We start from the raw sequence: 21716 nt of genomic DNA, 5'->3' as shown, positions 1-21716 counted from the left end.
CCCCCCCCCCCCCCCCCCCCCCCCCCCCCCCCCCCCCCCCCCCCCCCCCCCCCCCCCCCCGCTCCCCCCTTGACGAAAGCACGGGTCATGACCGATTCCCCAGCGGCCGGCGCCAGCCCGGTCGTCGACATGCGCGGTATCACCGTCGAGTTCGCCGGCGTCAAGGCGCTCGCCGGCGTCGACTTCCGCCTGTTCCCCGGTGAGGTGCACGCACTCATGGGTGAGAACGGCGCGGGCAAGTCCACCCTGATCAAAGCCCTCACCGGGGTCCACCGGCCGGCGGCCGGCACCATCCGGCTGAACGACGAGACGGTCGAGTTCACCACCCCCGGCCAGGCCCAGGACGCCGGGATCAGCACCGTTTACCAGGAGGTCAACCTCTGCCCGAACCTGTCGGTGGCCGAGAACATCCTGCTCGGCCACGAACCGCGCAGACTGGGCGCCATCGACGGCCGGGCCATGCGGGCCCGCGCCGCCGGACTCCTGGCCCGGATCGGTCTGACCATCGATCCCGGCTCCGTACTGAGCAGCCATTCCATCGCCGTGCAGCAACTGGTGGCGATAGCCCGGGCGCTGGTCGTGGACGCCCGGGTGCTCGTCCTGGACGAGCCGACCTCCAGTCTCGACAGCGACGAGGTCGAGGAACTGTTCCGCATCGTGCGCGTGCTGCGGGACGAGGGGGTGGCGATCCTCTTCGTCTCGCACTTCCTGGACCAGGTCTACGAGCTGTCGGACCGGATGACGGTGCTGCGCAACGGCACGCTGGTGGGGGAGTACCTGCCGGAGGATCTCGACCGCATGGCGCTGGTCTCGGCGATGCTGGGCCGTGAGCTCGGCGTGCTGTCCGAGGTCGAGCGCCGCTCGGAGGAACGGGCACCGGGCAGCGCCCCGGTCCTGGTCGCCCGCGGCCTCGGCCGGGCCGGTGCGGTCGAGCCGTTCGACCTGGACATCCACGAGGGCGAGGTCGTCGGCCTCGCCGGGCTGCTGGGGTCCGGCCGGACCGAACTCGCGCGGCTGCTGTGCGGCGCCGACCGCGCCGACAAGGGCACCCTCTCCGTCGGCGGCGAGACGGTACGGGTCCGGGGGCCGCGCTCCCTCATCGCGAAGGGGATCGCCTTCTGCTCCGAGGACCGCAAGGCCGAGGGCGTCGTCGCCGACCTGAGCGTCCGCGACAACCTGATCCTCGCCACCCAGGCGTCCCGCGGCTGGGCGCGGCCGGTGCCCCGGCGCACCGCCGAGGCGATGGTGGCCGAGTACATCGAGCGGCTGGACATCCGCCCGGCCGACCCCGACGCCGTGATGGGCAACCTCTCCGGCGGCAACCAGCAGAAGGTGCTGCTGGCCCGGTGGCTGGTGACCCGGCCCCGGCTCCTCATCCTGGACGAGCCCACCCGGGGCATCGACGTCGGCGCCAAGGCACAGATTCAGAAGGTGGTCGCCGAACTGGCGGCCGAGGGCATGGCGGTGCTGTTCATCTCCGCCGAACTGGAGGAGGTGGTACGGGTGTCCGACCGGGTCGTGGTCCTGCGGGACCGGCACAAGGTGGCCGAACTGTCCGGCGGTGACGTCTCCGTGGACGCCGTCATGTCGGCCATCGCGGCCGACGCCCACGCCGAAGCGGCGGTGGCCTCGTGATCCGCGGACGTCTGCTCTGGCCGCTCGTCGCACTGGCCGGCCTGCTCCTGCTCAACGTCTTCTTCACGCACTCCTTCTTCGCCCTGCGCATCCAGGACGGCCACCTGTACGGCAGCCTGGTGGACATCCTGCGCAACGGCGCCCCGACCATGCTCATCGCCGTGGGCATGACCCTGGTCATCGCCACCCGGGGCATCGACCTGTCCGTGGGCGCGGTCGCCGCGATCGCCGGAGCGATCGGCTGTACCTGGATCGCCGACGGCGGAGACGTGCCGACCGCGATCCTCCTCGCCCTGGCCGTATGCGTGCTGCTCGGCCTGTGGAACGGCTTCCTGGTCTCCGTGCTCGGCATCCAGCCGATCATCGCGACCCTCGTCCTGATGACAGCCGGACGCGGTGGCGCGATGCTGCTCACGGAAGGCCAGATCGTCACCGTCGACAGCTCCGCGTACCGGCAGATCGGGGCGGGCTTCCTCGTCCTGCCGATCGCCATCCTGATCAGCCTCGCGGTCCTCGGCGGCGTCGCCCTGCTGACCCGCCGCACCGCCCTCGGCATGCTGATCGAGGCGGTGGGCGCCAATCCAGAGGCCAGCAAGCTCGCCGGGGTCCGCTCCCGCACGATCACCTGGACCGTGTACGTCTTCGCCGCTTTCTGCGCCGGTGTGGCCGGACTGATGATCAGCTCCAACGTCAGCGCCGCCGACGCCAACAACGCCGGTCTGTGGATCGAGATGGACGCCATCCTCGCGGTCGTCATCGGCGGCACCTCGCTCGCCGGCGGCCGCTACTCCCTGGGCGGCACCCTCGTCGGCGCGCTCGTCATCCAGACGCTGACGACGACCGTCTACTCCATCGGCGTCCCCACCAACGTCACCCTGCTGTTCAAGGCAGTCGTGGTGATCACCGTCTGCCTGCTGCAGTCGCCGCGCACGGCGCGGATCATCGGCAGCCGGCGCAAGCCCTCCGCAACCGCACCCCAGACCCAGAAGGTGGCCGCCGGATGAGCACATCGGCCCTCGCGTCCGCACGACCGCGCCTTCCCCAGCGATTCCTGCCCGTCGTCGCCACCGTCGTGGTGTTCGCGGTGACCTTCGGAATCGGCTCGGTCCGCTACCAGGACTTCGCCTCCGGCCAGGTCGTCGCCAACCTCTTCATCGACAACGCCTTCCTCATCGTGCTCGCCGTCGGCATGACCTTCGTCATCCTCACCGGCGGCATCGACCTCTCGGTGGGCGCCGTCGCCGCGCTGTCCACCATGATCGCCGCTTCCACCCTCCGGGCGGGCTGGCCGGTCCTGCTGTCCGTCCTCGCCGTGCTCGTGTCCGGGACCGTCCTCGGCCTGCTGATGGGCCTGGTGATCCACTACTTCGACGTACAGCCGTTCATCGTCACCCTGGCCGGGATGTTCCTGGCCCGGGGGCTGTGCTTCCTGATCAGCGTCGAGTCGGTGTCCATCACCAACACCTCCTTCCGCGACTTCGCCACCGGCACGATCGAACTGCCCGGCGACGTCACGGTCACCTACAGCGTGCTCGTCGCCCTGGCCGTGGTGGCGGCGGCGGTGTACGTCCTCCACCTCACCCGCTTCGGCCGCACGGTGTACGCGGTCGGCGGCAGCGAGACCTCGGCGCGGCTGATGGGCCTGCCCACCACGAGGGCCAAGGTCGGCGTCTACGCGGTGAGCGGCTTCTGCTCCGCCCTGGGCGGCCTGCTGTTCGCGCTGTACATGCTCTCCGGCTACGGCCTGCACGCGGTCGGCATGGAGCTGGACGTCATCGCCGCCGTCGTCATCGGCGGCACCCTGCTGGCCGGCGGGGTCGGCTATGTGGCCGGTTCGACGGCGGGCGTCCTGGTGCTCGGCACCGTGCAGGCGCTGATCTCCTTCGAGGGCACCCTCAGCTCCTGGTGGACCAAGATCGTCATCGGCGCCCTGCTGCTGGCCTTCATCGTCCTCCAGCGAGTCATCGTGCGGCAGCGGCGGTAGCCCGTCCGGAGAACCCGCTCGTCCGTGAGACACCGAGGAACAGCGCATCCGCCCCACCGGACCACCCTCACCCCACGACGAGACGAGGAGCGCTCACCCATGAGCTCAGCACTCTCCCGGCGCACCCTGCTGCAAGCCGCGGCGTTCACGGCGGCCGCACCGGTCATCGGCCTGTCCCTCCCGGCACCGGCGGCCGCCGCCCCCAGCGCGGCGGCCCCCCCGGCCCTCCCCGTACCGTCCGCCTGGACGGTCCGCCCCTTCGCCCTCCAGGACGTCGCACTCGGCCCCGGACTCTTCGCATCCAAGCGGCAGTTGATGCTCGACCACGCCCGCGGCTACGACGTCGACCGGCTGCTCCAGGTCTTCCGCGCCAACGCCGGCCTGGCAACCGGGGACGCCGTCGCACCCGGCGGCTGGGAGGGGCTGGACGGCGAGGCCAACGGCAATCTGCGCGGCCACTACACCGGCCACTTCCTCACCATGCTCTCCCAGGCGTACGCGAGCACCGGCGACACCACCCACGCGGACAGGATCCGCACCATGGTCGGCGCGCTCACCGACGTACGCGAGGCGCTGAGCCGCGAGCCCCGCATGCTCGCCGTCCCCGGCACATTCGGCACCGGGCAGGACAACGTACGCGGCTCCTACCAGTACGTGGACCTGCCCGACACCGTCCTGGGCACCGGGACCGCGCTCACCCTCTCCGCCTGGATCCGGCCCACGCACGCGGACAACTGGGCCAGGGTCTGCGACTTCGGCAACGACACCACCCGCTACCTGTACCTCGCGGCCCGCGACGCGAAGGGTCTGCCCCGGTTCGCGATCACCACCAGCGGACCCGGCGGCGAACAGGCGCTCACCGGAAGCACCGCGCTGCCCCTGAACCGGTGGAGCCATCTCGCCGTCACGATCGGCGGCAACACCGGCACCCTGTACGTCAACGGCACCGCCGTCGCCCGCAACACCTCGATGAGCCTCAACCCGGCGGCGCTCGGCGCGCTCGCCGACCACTGGCTCGGCCGCTCCCACTTCGCGTCCGACCCGGTGTTCGCCGGAGCCTTCGACGAGTTCAACCTCTGGTCCCGGGCGCTGACGGCGGCCGAGATCACCTCGCTGCAGACCCGGCGCTCACCCGACTCGGCCGCCGGGCGCGGCAACCTCGCCTCGTACGACTTCTTCGAGACCACCGGTGGTACGTTCACCGACGCCTCGGGCCGAGGCCTGCACGCGACACTCCGCCGCACCTGGGGCGCTCCCAGCCACCCGGGTTTCCTCGCCGCCTACCCGGAGACCCAGTTCATCGACCTGGAATCGATGACCACCGGCAACTACACCAAGGTGTGGGCGCCCTATTACACCGCGCACAAGATCCTGCGGGGCCTGCTGGACGCGCACCTCGCCATCGGTGACGCACGCGCCCTCGACCTCGCCTCCGGCCTCTGCGACTGGATGCATTCCCGGCTCTCCAAGCTGCCGGCGGCCACGCTGCAACGCATGTGGGGCATCTTCTCCAGCGGAGAGTTCGGCGGCATAGTCGAGGCGATCGTGGATGTGCACGCCCTCACCGGAAAGGCCGAGCACCTCGCGCTGGCGCGCCTGTTCGACCTCAACCGGCTCATCGACGCCTGCGCCGCCGACACCGACATACTCGACGGCCTGCACGCCAACCAGCACATCCCGATCTTCACCGGCTACGTCCGCCTGTACGACGCCACCGGCCAGGACCGCTACCTCACCGCCGCGAAGAACTTCTGGGACATGGTCGTCCCGCACCGCATGTACGGCATCGGCGGCACGAGCCAGGGCGAGTTCTGGAAGGCGCGCGACGTCATCGCCGGCACCATCAGCGCCACGACCGCCGAGACCTGTTGCGCGTACAACCTGCTCAAGCTGAGCCGCACCCTGTTCTTCCACGATCAGAACCCGAAGTACATGGACTACTACGAGCGCGCCCTCCACAATCAGATCCTGGGCTCGAAACAGGACCAGGCGGACGCCGAGAAGCCGCTCGTCACGTACTTGATCGGCCTGTCACCCGGCCATGTCCGCGACTACACCCCCAAGCAGGGCACCACCTGCTGCGAGGGCACCGGCATGGAGAGCGCCACCAAGTACCAGGACTCCGTCTACTTCGCCCGGGCCGACGGCAAGGCCCTCTACGTCAACCTCTACAGCGCCTCCACCCTGACCTGGGCCGAACGCGGCGTCACCGTCACCCAGACGACCGACTACCCGCGCGAACAGGGCACCACCCTCACCATCGGCGGCTCCCCCGCCGCCTTCGACCTCAGACTGCGGGTGCCCGCATGGGCCACCGCCGGATTCCGGGTCACCGTCAACGGCACCGCCGTCGGCGGCACACCGACCCCCGGCAGCTACCTCACCGTCAGCCGTACCTGGACCAAGGGCGACGTGGTCAAGGTGACGATCCCGTTCCGGCTCCGGGTGGAGAAGGCCCTGGACGACCCCACCCTCCAGACCCTCTTCTACGGCCCCGTCAACCTGGTCGGCCGCCACTCCTCGACCACGTACCTGTCGGCAGGGCTCTACCGCAACGCCGCACTCTCCGGCGACCTGCTCCCCTCCCTCACACCGGTGTCCGGCAAACCCCTGCACTACACGCTGGGCGCCATCGAGTTCGCTCCTTTCCACGAGGGCACCACCGACCCGACCCACGCCTACGTCCGCCGCGCCGAACCCCGCCTGGTGTTCGGCGGTACCGACTCGGGCGTCACCAACCCGGTCCGCGCGGACGGCACGTCCCTGCTGGACGACATCTGGTCGGCCGCGCCGTTCGCCACCAAGGACGCCCTGGTGGCCCGGGTCCGGACGACGGTGAACAGCTGGGTCTCCGCCGGTCTGCTCAGTCAGGCGGACGGCCGGACTGCCCTGACCACCGCACAGAACGCGTCCTACGCGGCCTGACGCACGCGGTGCCTCCCCGCCGGGTCAGTGGGCTCGCGCCGCCCCTCTGAGCGCGGGGGACGAGGCGTCCGGCTTGCCGCCCGGGTGCAGGAAGGCCACACACGGTGGTCGAGTCCGTCTTCTGAACGCGCTGCCCTCCGCCCCGCACCGTGCGGGCACCGGGGCCCCGACCGCGCTGCTCCTCTCCCGCGATCACCCTCGGTTACCATGGGCGCTTCATGCCGGAGGTCGGCAGCAAGGGGCGCGGCGCCGTCGACGGTGCGCCCGGGGTGGGAGGCCGGCACGTCGGCGGAGGCTCCCCAGCGCCGTCGACCGGCGATTTCCGCCTCTACGCCCCGGAGCTGTCTTCCGAGGATCGCAAGGCTGAAGAGATGGGTGGCCTGGGAAAGTGTTGGAAGAGGTTGTAGCGACCCGCTATGTCACGCCCCTGCGTGAAGGCGGCTCGCTCCCCGGGATCGTCGAGGCCGACGACCTGGGCACGTACGTCATGAAGTTGTCTACCTGGTGGCGCTGACCTGCATCGATGCGGCTGTGCCCGCCCCTGACCTGCGCGGATAGATCTTTCAGCGTCTTTCGGGATCGTGCTGCGTTACGCGGCCGATTCTCCCCAGGCGCTCCCCAGGCCCGTCGATACTCCCCAGATTCTCCCCAGGAAGTGACGTTGCGGCGGGCCTGGGTGGCACGGGACGTCATGCCACCGGAGGTGCTGCCAAGGGCACGTTGAGTGACTGCCTGCGAGGCAGGGGAGAAGCATGGCGCTGAGTGGATGAGCGCAAGGTGTGAGTCTGACTCTGCCTGAGCAGGCTCAAGTTCGAACCCACCGCCGGAAGCCGACGTCTTTCCGGTAACGCATCACGTGGAATGCGTCGCCATCCTCGAACCAGCCGCAATGATGGCTGGTTGTCCCGGAAGGAGCTGGCCAGCGTGGCGACCGGCTGCGATGAGGGCTGCTGACGCCGGTCACGTCAGGTGGGGATCGTGGGGCACGGGCTGCTGCCGGGCGAGTGGCGCTGGCTGATTGGCGAGGGATGGGCCGTCGCAGTGATGTCCCCTGCGTAAGATCCATTGACTGTGTGCAGATCCGCCCGAGGTGCGGGAGGGGTCGGGTGGTCGGAGGGGAATGTCATGAGCGATCCGGGGACGCAGCTTTCCAGGCATATCTGGTCACTCACGGACCTTCTTCGCGGGGACTTCAAGACATCCGAGTACGGCAGCGTCGTATTGCCGTTCACCGTACTGCGGCGCTTGGATTGCCTGCTCGAGCCCACGCGCCAGGAGGTGCTGGACGCATCGGCCAAACTGGCGGACAGAGGTGCATATCCGGACTCGTACCGGGATTTTGCGCTCCGCCGCGCCTCTGGCCATCCCTTCTTCAATGCCAGTCGCTACGCCCTGGATGCTGTCGTCGCTGATCCGAGTAATTCGGTGGCGTTGCTGCGTGAGTACGTGCGCAGTTACTCCGAGAACGTCAGGGACGTGTTCCAGCGCTTCGAGTTCGACCGCACCGTCGAACGGCTGCACCACACTGGGCTGCTGTATGCCGTCGTCAGCCGGTTCCTCTCCATGGATCTAGGGGCGCCCCTCTCTGCCGACGACATGGGGTTCGTGTTCGAGGACCTCGTACGGCGCTCTGCCGACCAGGCAGGAGGGACTGGCGCCGACGAGCACGTCACCCCCCGTGACGTCGGCCGGCTGATGTCTGCACTGCTGGTGCGGCCCGATCAGCATGCGCCTGGCGTACTCCGCACGGTGCATGACCCGGCCTGCGGGACGGGCGGACTGCTCGAGGAGGTGGCCAGGCGCATCGAGACCGCCAACCCCGAGGCGCATGTGTCCTTGTACGGCCAGGAGATCAACGCTGAGACCTGGGCCGTCGCAGGCTCCAACATGCTGATGAGCGGACGCGACCCGGGGCAGATCCTGTTCGGGAACGTCCTGCGGGAGGACCGCTTCGGCGATCAGCGCTTCGACTACCTGTTGGCGCACCCTCCATTCGGTCTCAGCTGGAAGCACGCTGAGCAGCAGGTCCGCGCCGAGCATGAGCTGGGCGATGCAGGACGGTTCGGTGGCGGGCTGCCGCGCGTCAGCGACGGATCGCTGCTCTTCCTTCAGCACATGCTGGCGAAGATGAAGCCGGTGGACGCTTCTGGGAATGGTGGCAGTCGTGTCGTGGTCCTCTTCAGCGGCTCTCCCATGCAGGGGGGAGCCACTGGTCTGGGTGAGTCCGACGTCCGGCGATGGATTGTCGAGAACGACTGGCTCGAGGGCATCGTCGCCTTGCCTGACCAGCTTTTCTACAACGCCGGCGTCAGTACGTACCTGTGGGTCCTGAGTAATCGCAAGGAGTCGGCGCACAGGGGCAGGGTGGCCCTGGTCAAGGCACAGGACCACTGGCAGAAGACCCGGCAGTCATCGGGCAGCAAGCGGAAGTACCTCGGCCCCGATCAACTCGACAAGATCGTCCGGCTTTACGAAGAGGCGCTGTCGGCTCCGGTCGGCGGATCTCCACGCGATCAGGTGAGTGTCGTGCGGAACGAGGACCTGCTGTACCGGCAGATCGTCATCGAGCGCCCCCTGCGTTTGCGCTTCGAACTCACCACCGACGGCTTGCAGCAGCTCACCTCCCTGCGGCCGATCCAACGAGGGGACCACCCCGAGAAGCTGGTCGGCGCGCTGCGTGGGCTCGTCGGAACGTCTTGGACCACCGGCTCCGACGCCTTCTCGGCACTGCGGGACGCGGTCGCGGCCGCCGGCCAGACCTGGCCGCGAGGTGCCGCCTTCGAAAGGAGCGTCCGAAACGCGATCGGGGTGCGCGATGGCCAAGGAGAAGTGCAGCAGCGCCGAGGTGTGACGGAACCTGATCCGGAGTTGCGTGACCTGGTCGTCGTGCCGTTGCGGGACGATCCTGATGAGTACTTCCGTAAAGAGGTGTTGCCCCACGCTCCAGATGCCTGGCTCGACGATGCGAAGACCCGGCTCGGGTGCGCCATCCGGACTTCGCTCTTCTACGTCGCGGAGCTTGACGGAGAGTTCGGGCCGCTGCGTGCCTTCGCGCAGCTTGAGACAGAGCGTGTCAAGCTGCGCCGTCCGCGACGCGGCGAGGCAGAGCCCATCCCGCCCAAGCACCTCACGGCGTCCTACCTGCACAGTGTCGACTCGGCCTTGGAACTGCCGGATGCCGAACTGGACGACTCCGAACTGACACCCTGCACGGGCGGCGACTTGGTCGGGCGCTCTGGTAACTGGCGCCTTCTGCCTGCAGGGTTCGGTGACGCAGTCACTCGGCTGTTCGTACTGCACCCCGCCCCCGGGAGCGGTCGTGGACTATGTGAGTGGCTCAACTCCCGCAAGGAAAACGCGACTTACCTGCAAGCCCGAGAGCTGCTCGACACGCCGGTACCAGTGGAGCTGGTCTCCGCCCCGGAGGTCGAGGATCTACTGGAAGAGGTGCAGGAGGGCCGTCATGCGCTACGAATGGCGACGGACGGCATCTTGCCGAACGTCTTCGCCGGCCCCGAGACACGCATTGCGGAGATCCGTCAGTCCATCCGGTTCATCGCCCGCGAAGCGCGCCTCGCGGGACAATTGGTGCGCCCTTTCGACGACCCTGTGTGGCGTGCGGAGGCAAGCTATCCATTTCACGTAGCCGCTCTCGCGCGGCGTTACCGCGTGAGCACCCACCCGGCCGAGCGGAAGGATGGACTGCTCAAGCTTGGTGAAGGAACGGCACGCGCGCTGGGCGTCCTTGCCTTGCGCGAACTCATCGCGCACCACGGGAGCTTCACCAGCTCCCTACGCAAGACTATCGGTCATGGGGCGACCTTTGGCACCTGGACCACGCTCATCAAGAAATTTACGGATGAGGTCCCCACACCTCAGCTGCCGGAACTCCTCGCGCTCCGCGAACACGGCGTCACGCTATCGCTCCTGAAGGAAATCAAGGATCACCGTAACAATTCCCACCACGCTCACGGAGTGCGCAGGAATCACGAACTCGACGAGGACGTCGAAAAGCTCGAACCTTATGTGGTATCGGCGCTCAACTCGGTTAACTGGCTGTCGAGCACCGACTGGTTCTGGGTGGAGCGCTGTGAATACCTCGATGATTCATCCTTCCAGGCTGTGGGCCTGAGGCTACGAGGGAGCCACCCGAGCTGGGAGCCGTTCAGCAGGCCAATCAACCACCCCCTGCGGCCGGACAGGATATATGTCGACGGTAACCCGTCAGGCGTCCCGATCGATCTATGGCCATTGGCGATGGTCAGCCTGTGCCCGGACTGCCGCACGCGGGAACTGTTCCTGATCAACAGCACTTCACATGGCACGGCAGTTCTACGCAGCCTGGAGGAGCACGAGCTGACAATCCCGTACACCACCCAGAACCAGAATTGATCTTGCGAGGGATGCGCGGCTGCTGGGTACTGCTTGAGCCGATTAGCGAGTCTTGGTCGTTGCGGTGTCCCGCAGCCGGAAGGCTGCGGGACACCGTGTCGATCGCAAGCTAGTGCAGCGCCTCGCAGGTCCTTTGCTGATTGGGGCGGCCTGGTCTGGTTACTTGATGTAGTCGGCGAGTTGGACGAGCGCGGCGGTGTCAGAGGCTTCGGTGGGGTGGACGGTGGGGATTGAGCGTGCCGCCGTTGCAGCCAGTTTTGCCATAGTGCGGACGCTGCGCACTAAGTGTCGCTATGTTGCACACGCGCAGGCACTATCAGCGACGAAAGGTCCACTGCCATGTCTCGCCTCAACCTCGCCCACCTGACGCTCACTGCCGCCCAGAACATCCAGACCGCCGACAAAGTCCGTCGTGACCCGGCCGTCGTCAAGGCGGCCAAACAGCTCGCGGAAGACGGAGCCCAGGCTCTCCGCTCCGGTGGTGAGCTAGCGCGTGAGGTTAAGTCCTCCTGGCGTCGCCACAGCCCGCGGACCGAAAGGACCGGAACCGGTGAATGATTTCAGCGCAGAGGCGATGGGCTTCGTCATCCGCGAGCACCGCCAGGCCCAGACACCCTCCATGACCCAGGAAGAGTTGGCTGCGCGGGCCGATTACGGGAAAGGCGGCGCGGTCTCGATCTCCCGGATCGAGCGCGGGCTCATAAGCCCCGGGGAGCACCGTCTGGCCGCCATCGCCCTCGCGCTCCAACTGACACCCGCGCAGCTCAAGCAGGAGGCGGAGGACCGAACCAGGACTCTCACTCGTCAGCGAGGCCAGCGGCCGGCGAAGCTGCGCGACCAAGTCGCGGAGACGAAGAGACGCCACGCCGAGATCAACGAGAAGGCGGCCCAGCGGTCGAAGATCACCCAAGAACACGGGGAAGCCTTCAACCGTGTCCATGATGTCGTCCGCGACGAGTTCTTCATGAGGTTCGTGGAGCTGGCCGAGAGCATCAGTGGGGCGCCCGAGCCAGAGAGACCGAGTGAGGAGGAGAGCGAGAGCGCGGGCGAGACCCCTACAGCGATACGCATCGAGGCCATGTCCGCCGGGATCGCCAACGCGATCCGTGGTGCCGCCGCGGGAGGCGCGGCCGGGGCGGCGGTCGGCGGCGCCGCGGCCTACGGTGCGTTCGCGGCCGCCGCGTTGTTCGGGACCGCCTCCACTGGAGCGGCTATTTCGACGCTGTCTGGGGTTGCCGCGACCAACGCGACTCTGGCCCTCCTAGGAGGAGGCACGCTGGCCGCGGGCGGTGCGGGCATGGCGGGCGGAATTCTCCTGCTCACAGGCATGGTCGCCGCCCCGGCGGCAGCGCTGGCGGCTGCCGGCTTCTACGTTTTGAGGCAGCGCCGGAACAAGAAGGAGGAGGAACGTCTCCGAACTCAGGTCGAGGCCGCGGAGGCGGCTCTGGAGCAGTCACAGAAAGGCTTCGACACGATGGTCGACGTACTGTCGCGCGCCACGACCATCATGGAATACGTCGAAGTCCACGGCACCCACGCCCTTGAGAAGTGGAGGGCGCGTTTGCCACCGGAGCCCCGGGACTGGGAATCGCTCGGGCACGAGGGGCAGGAACGATACAAGGAGTTCCTCACCGTGGCGGGATGCTTCCTCGCTGCGAGCCTCATCAACGTCCCTGCTCTCCTCACGGCCAAGCCCGACGATTTGCGCGAGATGGACAGGGCCATCGACGAGACGCTGCGGTATGCGGACGAGAGCATCAAATCGATCGTCTGAGTCCCGAAGTCGTCGCCACGCGCAGAGCTAGCTTGGTCACTGACCTGCGGGAACCCCGTCAGTGGTTCAGTCAACAGGCCAGCCCCCAGGAGGCGTCGGACCTATCGGCAAAGTGGCCCATGGCAGTGGCGTCCTCGTCGTAAGTCGCCGACGGGGACCCTCCGGGCGCCGGGCGCGGCGTGACCTGCCCCGGCTGCCCGACAGCTCCGGGCGACGTTGGCGCGCTCCACCTCGGTCGTCTGCGCCTTGCGCTGCGTCGTCAAGGAACGCGGTCAGGGCGTCGGGTTCCTCGACGCCAAGCTGTTCGAGGAGCCGCTTCACCGCCGTCCGGCTGCCCTGGCCCTTCTCGCGGGCCAGCAGTGCGAGCGCGTTCTGGTCGACCGCCACTCCTGTGCCGGGGCCGGTCGTCTTCGGGTCTCCGCCGGGCTGCGCCGACGGGTCGGTGGGCGCGGCGCCCAGGATCGGAAAGATCCGACATCCATCACGCCGACGCCCGAGGGGCGTCAGGGGATCGGGCAGCGGACGGACCACGATGGTGTACTCCAGCAGCAGCGCCCGTGTGCCGTAAGTCAGTCTAGCCGCTTCCAAAATCGCTCACGAGGGCCCGTGTCCGCAACCTAGGGTGCGGGCCATGACGAACACCCCTGACACCGCAAGGTGCAACGAGAACGACGGCTGCCTCTCCGACAAGGAGAACCGGATCCCTGACGCCGCGTGGTGGAACAACAACTACACGCCGGACGCCCGGACCCGGGACTTCGTGGACATGGCGATGGACCAGGTCGAGGGGTGCCGCGACTACCTCGTTGCGGGCAAGGACATACCCGGCGTGCTACGCGTCGCGTGCATTGAGTCGTTCTGGGTGAATGTGAGGCTCTTGGTGGAGTTCCTGGTGAAGCTCACCCACGACAGCCGGAACGCCGACGCCCGCGCCCTCGTGCCCGACTGGCAGAAGCCGACCGGCGACACCGCTGATCGGCTGCTCAAGGACTGGAACACGGCCAGCGCGCACGTGATGCACTTCGCTAACGAACGCGCGCCCGAGGACCTGGCTGACATCGACTCGATCACGGACGAGGACCTCAAGCGGGTCGCCCGCGATGTGCGCGCCGTGTACGACCAGTTCTGCCAGGCTGCGGATGCACGTCACTGATCGTCCGGCTTCGACGGCAGCAGCGGCACGCCCGGGTCCGCCTCCGACAGCCCCAGGTGCTCCCGCACGGCCGCGTGGTCGCTAGTGGCGTCCGCGAGGCGTGCCGCACGCCTCGAAGGCGCGGCGCTGGATCCGCACGACCTCCTCGGCGGCGGGCTCGGTGGAGTACCCCGCGTCCTGCAGCATCCGCACACTGGTCTTCAGGCTCATGACCCCGCTTGACACCCTGCTGACGACATCGGCCAGGACCGCCGTGCGGTCGGTCGGGGTGCGCGGGCCCCAGGCCAGGGACGCCGGCAGGGGCTTCCCCACGGGACCATGGCCGCGGGAAGGTGCACCTGGGATCTTGATGTACCCCCACACTTTCTTCACTGCAGCGTCGGGCTTGTGCGGAAACAAATCCGCACGCGCCTGACGTTGTCGATCTCCTAACCGAGGAGGGGAAGGTGTCGGGCCTGAGACTGTTCCGCACGAGCACGACGAATAGCGCCATGGCCGAGGTCACGCCGCGTCTTGCTGAGGTCGAGGCAGACGTGCAGTGCCTTGTCGAGGCGCACATGGAGACGCTGCTGGGGGTTCGTTTCCTTGCGAGCGAGTACAGCACGGGGCCGGTGCACGGTGGCCGGATCGACTCGCTCGGGCTGGACGAGAACGGATCACCGGTCATCGTCGAGTACAAGCGCGGGGTCGACGCCGGCGTCATCAACCAAGGGCTGTTCTATCTCAGCTGGCTGGTAGACCACCGAGCCGAGTTCGAGCACCTGGTCCGCGACCGGCTCGGGGGGACGGCCGCGTCCCAGGTGCTGTGGAGCGGCCCGCGCCTGATCTGCATCGCCGGCGACTTCACCCGCTACGACGTGCACGCCGTGCGCGAGCATCGGCGCTCGATCGACCTGGTCCGCTACCGACTCTTCGGCAGCGACTTGCTCGGGCTTGAGACCGTAGCGTCCGTCAGCGGCGGCACGCCGGTGGCCCGCCGGGCTCGCCGGCAGGCGGTCGCTCGGGCCGCAGCAGACGTTCAGGGTGCGCCGATGATGGAGCTGGCCAACGCGGTCGACGAAGTGCTGCTCGGGCTCGGGGACGGTGTGAACCGCGTCGAGCGCAAGACCTACCGGGCCTATCAGCGGCTGCGGAACTTCGCCTGCGTCTGTCCGCCGCAGCGGAGCAAGCTCCTGGTCTATCTGAAGGTCGACCCGAAGGATGTCGACCTCGTTCCGGGCTTCACCCGGGACGTGTCTGGTCTCGGTCACCACGGGACGGGTGATCTGGAGGTGCAGCTCCGTACGCCGAGGGACGTGGAGCGGGCGCAGGATCTTTTCCGGGCGAGCTACGCGTCGGCGTGATCGTCTGCCGGCCTCTTGGCCGTGCGAGCTTCGTGGGTGGTCTGTGGTCGTCGGTGGTTCCTTTCGTCGGGCGGGCAGGGCGTGGCGGTGGACCATCAATACTCCGTGGGATCGCCGGTTTGGCCAACCGGCGATCCCACGCTATGTTCCTCCGCTCCGATTCCAGTGCGTCTGATCGTGCAAGGTGTGTTCACTGGCCTGGCGGACCAGATCCTTGAGGTGATCTCGTACGTTCGCGAGGGCGGAAGCCTTGGGGCACCCCGGCAGTGCGCCCCGCATCCCTCCGCGTACGCCTTGGGGTGACCTGAACGGACACGTGAAGGCAACGACCGATCCCCGTGTCACCCGGGCCAGATACGCGGCGCCATCGGCGGCGAGGACAGCGGCTCCGCACGCGTGTCCGAATCGCGCTCTATTGTCATCGGCTGGACGCGGGTTAACTCGTTCCTTCGCTCGGAGCCGGGCGGGAATGACCGAGAGGAGAGTGTCGATGGCAGACAGGGCGTCCACGCAGACGTCGGGGACCAGCCCCGCGCTTCTGATCGCGGTGGAAGAGCTGGCGACCGCGCACGACCGTAGCGAATCCGAGCGGTCTGACATCACCAGCTCGCAGAACAGCGCGGGCGACGACGGCGAGAACCGCGACCTGAACCTCCCAAAGGAGTAAGGGGCCATGGAGCACCGGCTCGTCACTCACATCGAGAAAGCTCTCGGCTGGGACGGGCCGGGCTCCGTGGGGACCGCGTTCGCGCGCGGCCGGCTCACGGACCCGGACCTGCCTGCCCGCCTGCTGACCCCACACAGGCTGCTGGACCTGATCAAGCGCCGTCACCTGGCCAACCCGCAACTGCGCTGCTACGCCGAGGGCGACGAGATCCACCCGTCCACGTTCCTGTCCACCAACGTCAACCGGCGCAGGCAGGCCGTGAGCCAAGCGGACATGGCGGCCCTGGGACGCATCCTCAACGAGGGCGGCACCGTGGTGCTGGATCACGTGGACTTCTTCGACCCGACGCTGGAAGTCGCCTGCCGGGCCCTGGGGTGGTGGTCGGGCGAGCTGACCTCCGCCAACGCCTACCTCGCGGTCGGCGACACCGACGGATTCCATCTGCATTGGGACGACCACGAAGTCATCGCCGTGCAACTGTCCGGGGAGAAGTCGTGGGAGGTCCGCGGGCCGTCCCGGCCCGCGCCGATGTACCGCGACGCGGAACGCAACCGCACGCCCTCCGATGAGGTGCTGTGGAAGGGCACGATGCGGGCCGGGGACGTCATGCACATCCCCCGTGGCTTCTGGCACACCGCCACCCGCCTCGGCTCCGGCAGCGACGGCCACTCGCTGCACGTGACGTTCGGGTTCACCAAACGCACCGGTGTCACATGGGTCAACTTCCTCTCCGACACCGCCCGCGCCGACGAGGCGTTCCGACGCGACCTGGAAGGCGCTGGCGACGCCGGACCCAAGGGACTGGCGGACAAGCTCAGCACCCTGGCCGCCTCCTACAGTCCCGAGCGGTACCTGGACGAACTGCGCTCCAGCACCCCACCCGCCCGCCCCGCGGATCTTCCTGCGGGACTCCGAGTCGGCCACACCGGTCCAGGCGGTCTACCGCGCCGCCTTCCGACTGCCCCCGGTCGACGCGGTTGCGGTCGGCACGGACAACACGGAACATCTGCGCGAGCTGGTCGACGCCTCGGCGTACGAGGTCGACGACCAGGTCGTCCGGGAGTACCGACGGCTCCTTCGTTCCCGGCGTCAGCAGCGCGTCTGAAGGCCCATCACCACTCGGTCAGCCGTTTCCCGGGCGGCCCCCAGCCGGGGGTCGTCCGGGTCGGCGTAAGGGCCGAGGATCTTCGCGGCGACGAACAGCGTCATCAGCCGGCCGTCCCGGCTCTCCAGATCGTCACGCCGCTCGCTGCGGACTCGGTTGGCGAGGGACGGGACGGCGAGGGACGCCCCCCACAGGTTCGCCGCGTCCAGGCCGCGCGGGGCCATGCCCCAGTCCTCCCAGTCGAACACGCAGAACGCCGGCGCCGTCACGTTCGCCCAGTTGAGGTCCGCATGGGCCGGACGCCACTCACCCACGGACGTATCGACGTCGGGGAAGACACCGCGGATCGTTTCCGCGACAAGCTCCTGCGTCAGGGTCTCTGTGTCCGGCGTCGCGATCCGGTTGGTGCGCTGCGAACCCAGAGCATCCAGGGAGGCGTTCAACCCGGCCCACCACATCTCGGACAGGTGGGGCTCCCCTGTCAGCACGGTGTTGCCCACCGGCGGCCCGGGCAGCAGCTCCGTTTCGTCCGCCCGCCACATCACCGGATCCGTCTCGTCCCGCCAGGCCACGCCGGCGAACCAGGCTGGCTTCGCGACATCCGACAACGCCTCCGCGGACGCGGTGCCGTCCCCGCCCTGGACCCCGATCCGGTCCAGCCCACGGCGCTCGATGCGCACCCACGTACCACGGTCCGTCCGCGCACCCACCGAGCGGCGCTTACGCACCACACTCTCGCGGTCCAGACTCGTCCCCAGCGACCGCTCGACACGGTCCAGTGCGGCTTCCACCGGCTCTTTACGCAGATCCACCGAACGCAGCGTCATGCGCCCGAACGTACCCCAGAGGCCGGGACGCCAAGCCCGACACCGAGCGCCTCCGAACCGTTCGCGCCTTCACACCCGTCGTGAGCAGACTCGTGCCGCCACGCAGAACGGCTCGCGAGCGGGCAGCCGCCCTCGCCCGAGATGGGGCCGGCCATCGGGGTCTGCCATCAGCCTCTCAAGCAGCCTGCACCTGCTGATCCCGCTCCTCAGCCGGGGACGGCTTCCGATGCCGACCACGCCCCTTGCCCATCGCGGGCCGGTCCTACTCGGCAGGCTTCTCCCGCGTGGGCGGTGGCGGGTACAACAGGGCCTGGGCAGCGGCCAGGTTCTCCACGACGCCGACCACCACCCACTCCGTGCCCGTCCACTCCTCGATCGCCCCCGGCGCGCCGGGGGCGACATGAGCCCCACAGCGTGGGCCACTACCCAGCGGCACCGCGCGCACCTGCCCTTCGAGGCGGCCTGGCGCTCGGCACGCCGACGCGGGAACCCATGCCGAGGGTGTCCCGCTGCTCGACGCCGGTGGCCGCATCAGCGCCCTCGGCAGGGACCGTGTAGCTCTCACGCCAGCCATCCGACTGGCATTGCACCGTCTCTCAGAAACGCGTACGACGTCCGCGAGTGAGGGTGCCTGTCCGAAGCGGGGCGGCTCAGGAGGCGGGGTCCGCTGGTTGTGCGGTCAGTAGGGAGCGGAACTGCTGGTAGCCGCGGGCGGCTGCACGGTTGATGATGCCTCGGGCAAGCATGGTGTGCTCGGGAGCCTGTAGGCCGGTGCGCAACAGGGTGCTGATGTCGGCTTCGCGCAGGCTGGGAAGCCAGGGGTCCATGGACGGTGAAGCGAGGCATTGCTGTAGGAGGTTCAGCACCGGGCCGGTGTGATCTTCGACGATGCTCGTGAGGTAGCGGAAGACGTGCGTGTTCCGGCCGAAGGATCCGGTGGTCTGGAGGAGGTCGTCGAGTTGATCAAGGCACCAGGTGGCCGGGAATCGTCCGCTACCCACCAACGCTCCGGGGATATCCAGCAGCTCTCGTCGTTCCGGTGACTCTGGGCCGACAGGTGCTCCGGCGAGCATCGCCATTCGCCATTCCCACCAGAGGCGGACACGTTCGATGACGGCAGTGGGGATGTCTGGACCAGTCCGGAGGCCAGAGGCGATGTTCCAGGCGAGCTGCTTGAGGGCCTCACCGCTGGAGTTGGCGTAATAGTCGCGGATGATGCTGTCCTCGCCGTCCAGTTCGATGAGGCCGCCCCAGTAGCGCGCAAGGATGTCTGAGCCGAGTTTGATGCGGAGGTATTCTTGTCGGGTGGTGCCGTCTTCGGTGCGGGTGGAAGCCGCAGTGCGGTAGGCGCCGAGAAGGAGTTCGATGGCGGGCCGGTAGTTCGGTGAAGCCTCCAGGTATGCCTCCCACGCGAGGCGTGCCAGCGGCTCGCTTCCTGTCAGGAGATAGGCGTGGCGATCGGCCCAGTCATGGTCGAGGTCGGTCAGTTGCGCAAACCGCTCGCCGACGACGGTGACAATCAGGTCCGCGATGGGCAAGCCGGCAAGTGAGTCGGGTTCGGTCAGTTCATCCAGAACGCCGAACAGGCGCCGAAAGTCGGCATCGTGGGTGCGGCACCATCGCGCCCAAGCCACCATGGTGCGCAGCGCCTGGGCGCGAGGGTCACTCCAGTGATCGGTGTCGCCGGCCGCGGGCAGGTCGGTAGTGCGGAGGGTGGCGGTGAGGGTTCGCCAGATGGCCTCGGCCAGGTCAGGTACCGGCTGTGCCGTGGGACGAACGAGCATTCCGTGCAAGAGTTGGGCGCTCTCGCGGAGGATGTCGTGGGTTCGCGGACTGGCAGACCGCTCGGTGGCAGTGGCCGCCAACTGGACGAGGGCTTCGCTGTCGAGGTCCTCGCCGCGGCGGATGGCATCAGTGAAGCCACCGAGCGCGGCAACAAGATATGCATCGTCCAGGTCGGCGAACAGTGCGGATCGTGAGCTGTGGGTGCGTGCCTGCTGGCTGATAGCCGACCGTAGCTGGACCGCGAAGTCCCCTTCGGATTGCCCAGTGAACCAGTCGGCCGATGGGGTGAAGGCGCGAACGCGGGCAACGAGCTCAGTGGTGTTGAGAGCCGCCAGTTCGTCCGTGTCTACCGAACTTGGCGGAGTCCACACGAATGGCTCCTTGATGTCGTCGAGCGAGTCCGCCGGACCGTACTCCGTTTCGAGCCGCTGGAGGTCGTTCTGCAAATCGCTTGGCAGGATAGGCCGGATCGAGGCGTAGCGCTCCCGGCGCCACGTGTCCGTGAGGTGCCTCAGCTTTGTGTCGCTGATCTCCTCGTTGGCGTATCGACGGTGGCTTTCTTTCCACTTATCTGTGTGAGGCCCCTCCCGGACGATTTGCATCAGAACATCGCGGTGTTCGGGTTCGAGCTGTTCGCAGCGGGCCCGGGCCAGGCGCAGCCACTCGAGTGCGAGGGCATCGTCTCTTGCCAACTGTCGGTCGGACAGGGCCTGACTGACCAGTGCCGGCGTGAGATCGCCGTGATGCTCCAGCACGTGAAGACGTAGACGCCGGAAGATCAGCCACGGGTAGGTGTCGAGAACGGCAAGGACGGCGTGAAGGTCCGCCCGACTCGAGGTCAGAAGATGGCGAGCGGCATCTCGGACTGCTGCTGTCAGGCGTGCCTCTCGCAACTGGTAGGGGTGCGGGCGATCCTGTTCGAGAGTCGGGCAATACGTCCGGGACATGTCCATCCCAGACCGGCTTGCCGCTTCTTCAGGAGTCCCGCTCGCCTGATCTAGGAGGTCGGCAAGAATCTCCAGCCACGGCAGCCCCACGGACTCGGCGAGGCGGGGCGCGTAGTGCCCCAGGATTTGCTCGTACTCCCACTCATCGAGCCGACCGCCGCTTTGTGCCTCGTCGATTAGGGCAGCCATCAAGTCGAGTGCGGGTGCCTGATCGCTGTTCTCGGCGCAGTGGGCAACGAGGGCCGCGTATCGAAGTGGGTTGATCAATTCGCGACTACGGCGCGCTGCGGTTGTGGCCCTCGGAGCGAGCTTTGCAGCCTTGGCAGGCGGCATGCGTAGAGCTGCCTCCACCAGGTCGAGGTTGACGAACGGGTTGTCCGTCTCCGGGACATCTCGGGCGATGACAAGTACCTGCTCGGGGTCAGCTTCCGCAACACGGGCGAGGTATGCCGATGCCGGCCAGCGAAGATAGGAGACCTGGTTCCCCTCGTCGTCGACTGTCACAGGTGGGAGATCCGCGAAGAACCCCGCGCTGCGTAGTGGTCCGAGCCATGCCGGCGTAGTGAGCCGGGAAAAGAACCTCTCCCAGGTGATCTGGTTTTGAGGGAAGTCCTTACGTAGGCGCTGCGCGTCCGCGGTGGTGGGCTCCGGTATGTCGGCCAGGGCCTCCAGACGTTCCACGGACGCCAAGTAGTGGGCTTCGAAGGCGTCGAGGACGGTGTCGAGCATGCCTTCCAGGCTGTCGACTCGCTCAAGGATGTCTGCATCCACTGTCTGCGGATGTTCGAGGTTCCTCCTGTGCGCCCGCCCCTGTAGTGTGCCGACCGCCTTGAGCCACGCCTTCCCCGCTGGCGATGTCTTCTCGATGCTCAAGGCGGCCAGGATGGCCTCTACCGCCTTTTTGTGAGCTGTACCCGCGCCCGCTTCGCGGGGTACGCGGGCCTCATCAGGTAGAAGAACGGCCCTGACCGAACTCTCCAGCTCCCTGAGCAGGTGGAAGATCAGCATGGATCGGCTGTTGAGCTGGAAGTCGTGGTCGACCAGGCGACACATGTCCTCGAACAGGGCTGCTGGGCCGGGACCGAGATGCTGCAATCGTTGATGAATGCGCTCCCGACGAATGGAGCTGCTGTCATCCGGTGCAGGGGGGAGGGCTGGAGGCTCTGTCACCTGGCCATC

General features: G+C 67.9%; 13 protein-coding genes and 2 pseudogenes. 11 read left to right on the top strand and 4 right to left on the bottom strand.

The window, feature by feature from the left end; translation table 11 throughout:
- Window positions 1-87: 87 nt before the first annotated feature.
- The 8 genes and pseudogenes from ACN6LM_RS02065 to ACN6LM_RS02030 all read left to right on the top strand — a co-directional run bounded on the left by ACN6LM_RS02065 (window position 88) and on the right by ACN6LM_RS02030 (window position 13863).
- Window positions 88-1635 (top strand): sugar ABC transporter ATP-binding protein, encoded by a 1548-nt coding sequence (locus ACN6LM_RS02065; RefSeq protein WP_445063515.1) that lies wholly within the window; start codon window positions 88-90, stop codon window positions 1633-1635.
- On the top strand, window positions 1632-2639 hold the full coding sequence (locus ACN6LM_RS02060; RefSeq protein WP_445063514.1) for an ABC transporter permease: 1008 nt from the start codon (window positions 1632-1634) through the stop codon (window positions 2637-2639). The genes ACN6LM_RS02065 and ACN6LM_RS02060 overlap by 4 nt, the downstream gene beginning before the upstream one ends.
- On the top strand, window positions 2636-3619 hold the full coding sequence (yjfF, locus tag ACN6LM_RS02055) for a galactofuranose ABC transporter, permease protein YjfF (protein ID WP_445063513.1): 984 nt from the start codon (window positions 2636-2638) through the stop codon (window positions 3617-3619). The genes ACN6LM_RS02060 and yjfF overlap by 4 nt, the downstream gene beginning before the upstream one ends.
- A gap of 99 nt (window positions 3620-3718) precedes the next feature.
- Window positions 3719-6544: a beta-L-arabinofuranosidase domain-containing protein gene (locus ACN6LM_RS02050; RefSeq protein WP_445063512.1), complete on the top strand. Its 2826-nt coding sequence runs from the start codon at window positions 3719-3721 to the stop codon at window positions 6542-6544.
- Between the two features lie 388 nt (window positions 6545-6932).
- Window positions 6933-7043 (top strand): annotated as a pseudogene (locus ACN6LM_RS02045) (HipA family kinase); the annotation flags it as partial.
- A gap of 626 nt (window positions 7044-7669) precedes the next feature.
- On the top strand, window positions 7670-10936 hold the full coding sequence (locus tag ACN6LM_RS02040) for a type I restriction-modification system subunit M (protein WP_445063511.1): 3267 nt from the start codon (window positions 7670-7672) through the stop codon (window positions 10934-10936).
- A 550-nt stretch (window positions 10937-11486) separates the two neighbouring features.
- Entirely contained in the window at window positions 11487-12710 is a 1224-nt protein-coding gene (locus ACN6LM_RS02035) for a helix-turn-helix domain-containing protein (RefSeq protein WP_445063510.1), read from the top strand.
- A gap of 631 nt (window positions 12711-13341) precedes the next feature.
- Entirely contained in the window at window positions 13342-13863 is a 522-nt protein-coding gene (locus ACN6LM_RS02030) for a hypothetical protein (RefSeq protein ID WP_445063509.1), read from the top strand.
- Window positions 13864-13944: 81 nt separating this feature from the next.
- On the opposite strand, the gene ACN6LM_RS02025 is transcribed toward ACN6LM_RS02030, so the two are convergent.
- On the bottom strand, window positions 13945-14175 hold the full coding sequence (locus ACN6LM_RS02025; protein WP_445063508.1) for a hypothetical protein: 231 nt from the start codon (window positions 14173-14175) through the stop codon (window positions 13945-13947).
- A gap of 134 nt (window positions 14176-14309) precedes the next feature.
- On the opposite strand from ACN6LM_RS02025, the gene ACN6LM_RS02020 reads away from it, so the two are divergent.
- The 3 genes and pseudogenes from ACN6LM_RS02020 to ACN6LM_RS02010 all read left to right on the top strand — a co-directional run.
- A complete protein-coding gene (locus tag ACN6LM_RS02020) occupies window positions 14310-15206 on the top strand; it encodes a DUF5655 domain-containing protein (protein ID WP_445063507.1) in 897 nt (298 codons plus the stop codon).
- A 490-nt stretch (window positions 15207-15696) separates the two neighbouring features.
- Window positions 15697-15873, top strand: a complete 177-nt coding sequence (locus tag ACN6LM_RS02015; RefSeq protein ID WP_179499972.1) for a hypothetical protein — start codon at window positions 15697-15699, stop codon at window positions 15871-15873.
- A 6-nt stretch (window positions 15874-15879) separates the two neighbouring features.
- Window positions 15880-16566: pseudogene (locus ACN6LM_RS02010) on the top strand (JmjC domain-containing protein); the annotation flags it as partial.
- A gap of 396 nt (window positions 16567-16962) precedes the next feature.
- On the opposite strand, the gene ACN6LM_RS02005 reads toward ACN6LM_RS02010, so the two are convergent.
- From ACN6LM_RS02005 to ACN6LM_RS01995, 3 genes are all read right to left on the bottom strand, one after another.
- Window positions 16963-17805 carry a hypothetical protein gene (locus tag ACN6LM_RS02005; protein WP_445063506.1) on the bottom strand — a complete coding sequence of 281 codons (843 nt, stop codon included), beginning with the start codon at window positions 17803-17805 and terminating at the stop codon, window positions 16963-16965.
- A gap of 262 nt (window positions 17806-18067) precedes the next feature.
- Window positions 18068-18337 (bottom strand): DUF6087 family protein, encoded by a 270-nt coding sequence (locus ACN6LM_RS02000; protein WP_445063531.1) that lies wholly within the window; start codon window positions 18335-18337, stop codon window positions 18068-18070.
- A 118-nt stretch (window positions 18338-18455) separates the two neighbouring features.
- On the bottom strand, window positions 18456-21707 hold the full coding sequence (locus ACN6LM_RS01995; protein WP_445063505.1) for a hypothetical protein: 3252 nt from the start codon (window positions 21705-21707) through the stop codon (window positions 18456-18458).
- Window positions 21708-21716: the final 9 nt, after the last annotated feature.

The sequence above is a fragment of the Streptomyces sp. SAS_281 genome, from assembly GCF_052542855.1.
This window is presented reverse-complemented; position numbering and strand designations above follow the sequence as displayed.

What these genes read in the sequence shown, in the direction of transcription:
- ACN6LM_RS02065 (WP_445063515.1), top strand. Translation starts at nt 88, where the DNA reads ATGACCGATTCCCCAGCGGCCGGCGCCAGCCCGGTCGTCGACATGCGC.
- yjfF (WP_445063513.1), top strand. Translation starts at nt 2,636, where the DNA reads ATGAGCACATCGGCCCTCGCGTCCGCACGACCGCGCCTTCCCCAGCGA.
- ACN6LM_RS02050 (WP_445063512.1), top strand. Translation starts at nt 3,719, where the DNA reads ATGAGCTCAGCACTCTCCCGGCGCACCCTGCTGCAAGCCGCGGCGTTC.
- ACN6LM_RS02040 (WP_445063511.1), top strand. Translation starts at nt 7,670, where the DNA reads ATGAGCGATCCGGGGACGCAGCTTTCCAGGCATATCTGGTCACTCACG.
- ACN6LM_RS02030 (WP_445063509.1), top strand. Translation starts at nt 13,342, where the DNA reads ATGACGAACACCCCTGACACCGCAAGGTGCAACGAGAACGACGGCTGC.
- ACN6LM_RS02015 (WP_179499972.1), top strand. Translation starts at nt 15,697, where the DNA reads ATGGCAGACAGGGCGTCCACGCAGACGTCGGGGACCAGCCCCGCGCTT.
- ACN6LM_RS02005 (WP_445063506.1), bottom strand. Translation starts at nt 17,805, where the DNA reads ATGACGCTGCGTTCGGTGGATCTGCGTAAAGAGCCGGTGGAAGCCGCA.
- ACN6LM_RS02000 (WP_445063531.1), bottom strand. Translation starts at nt 18,337, where the DNA reads ATGCGGCCACCGGCGTCGAGCAGCGGGACACCCTCGGCATGGGTTCCC.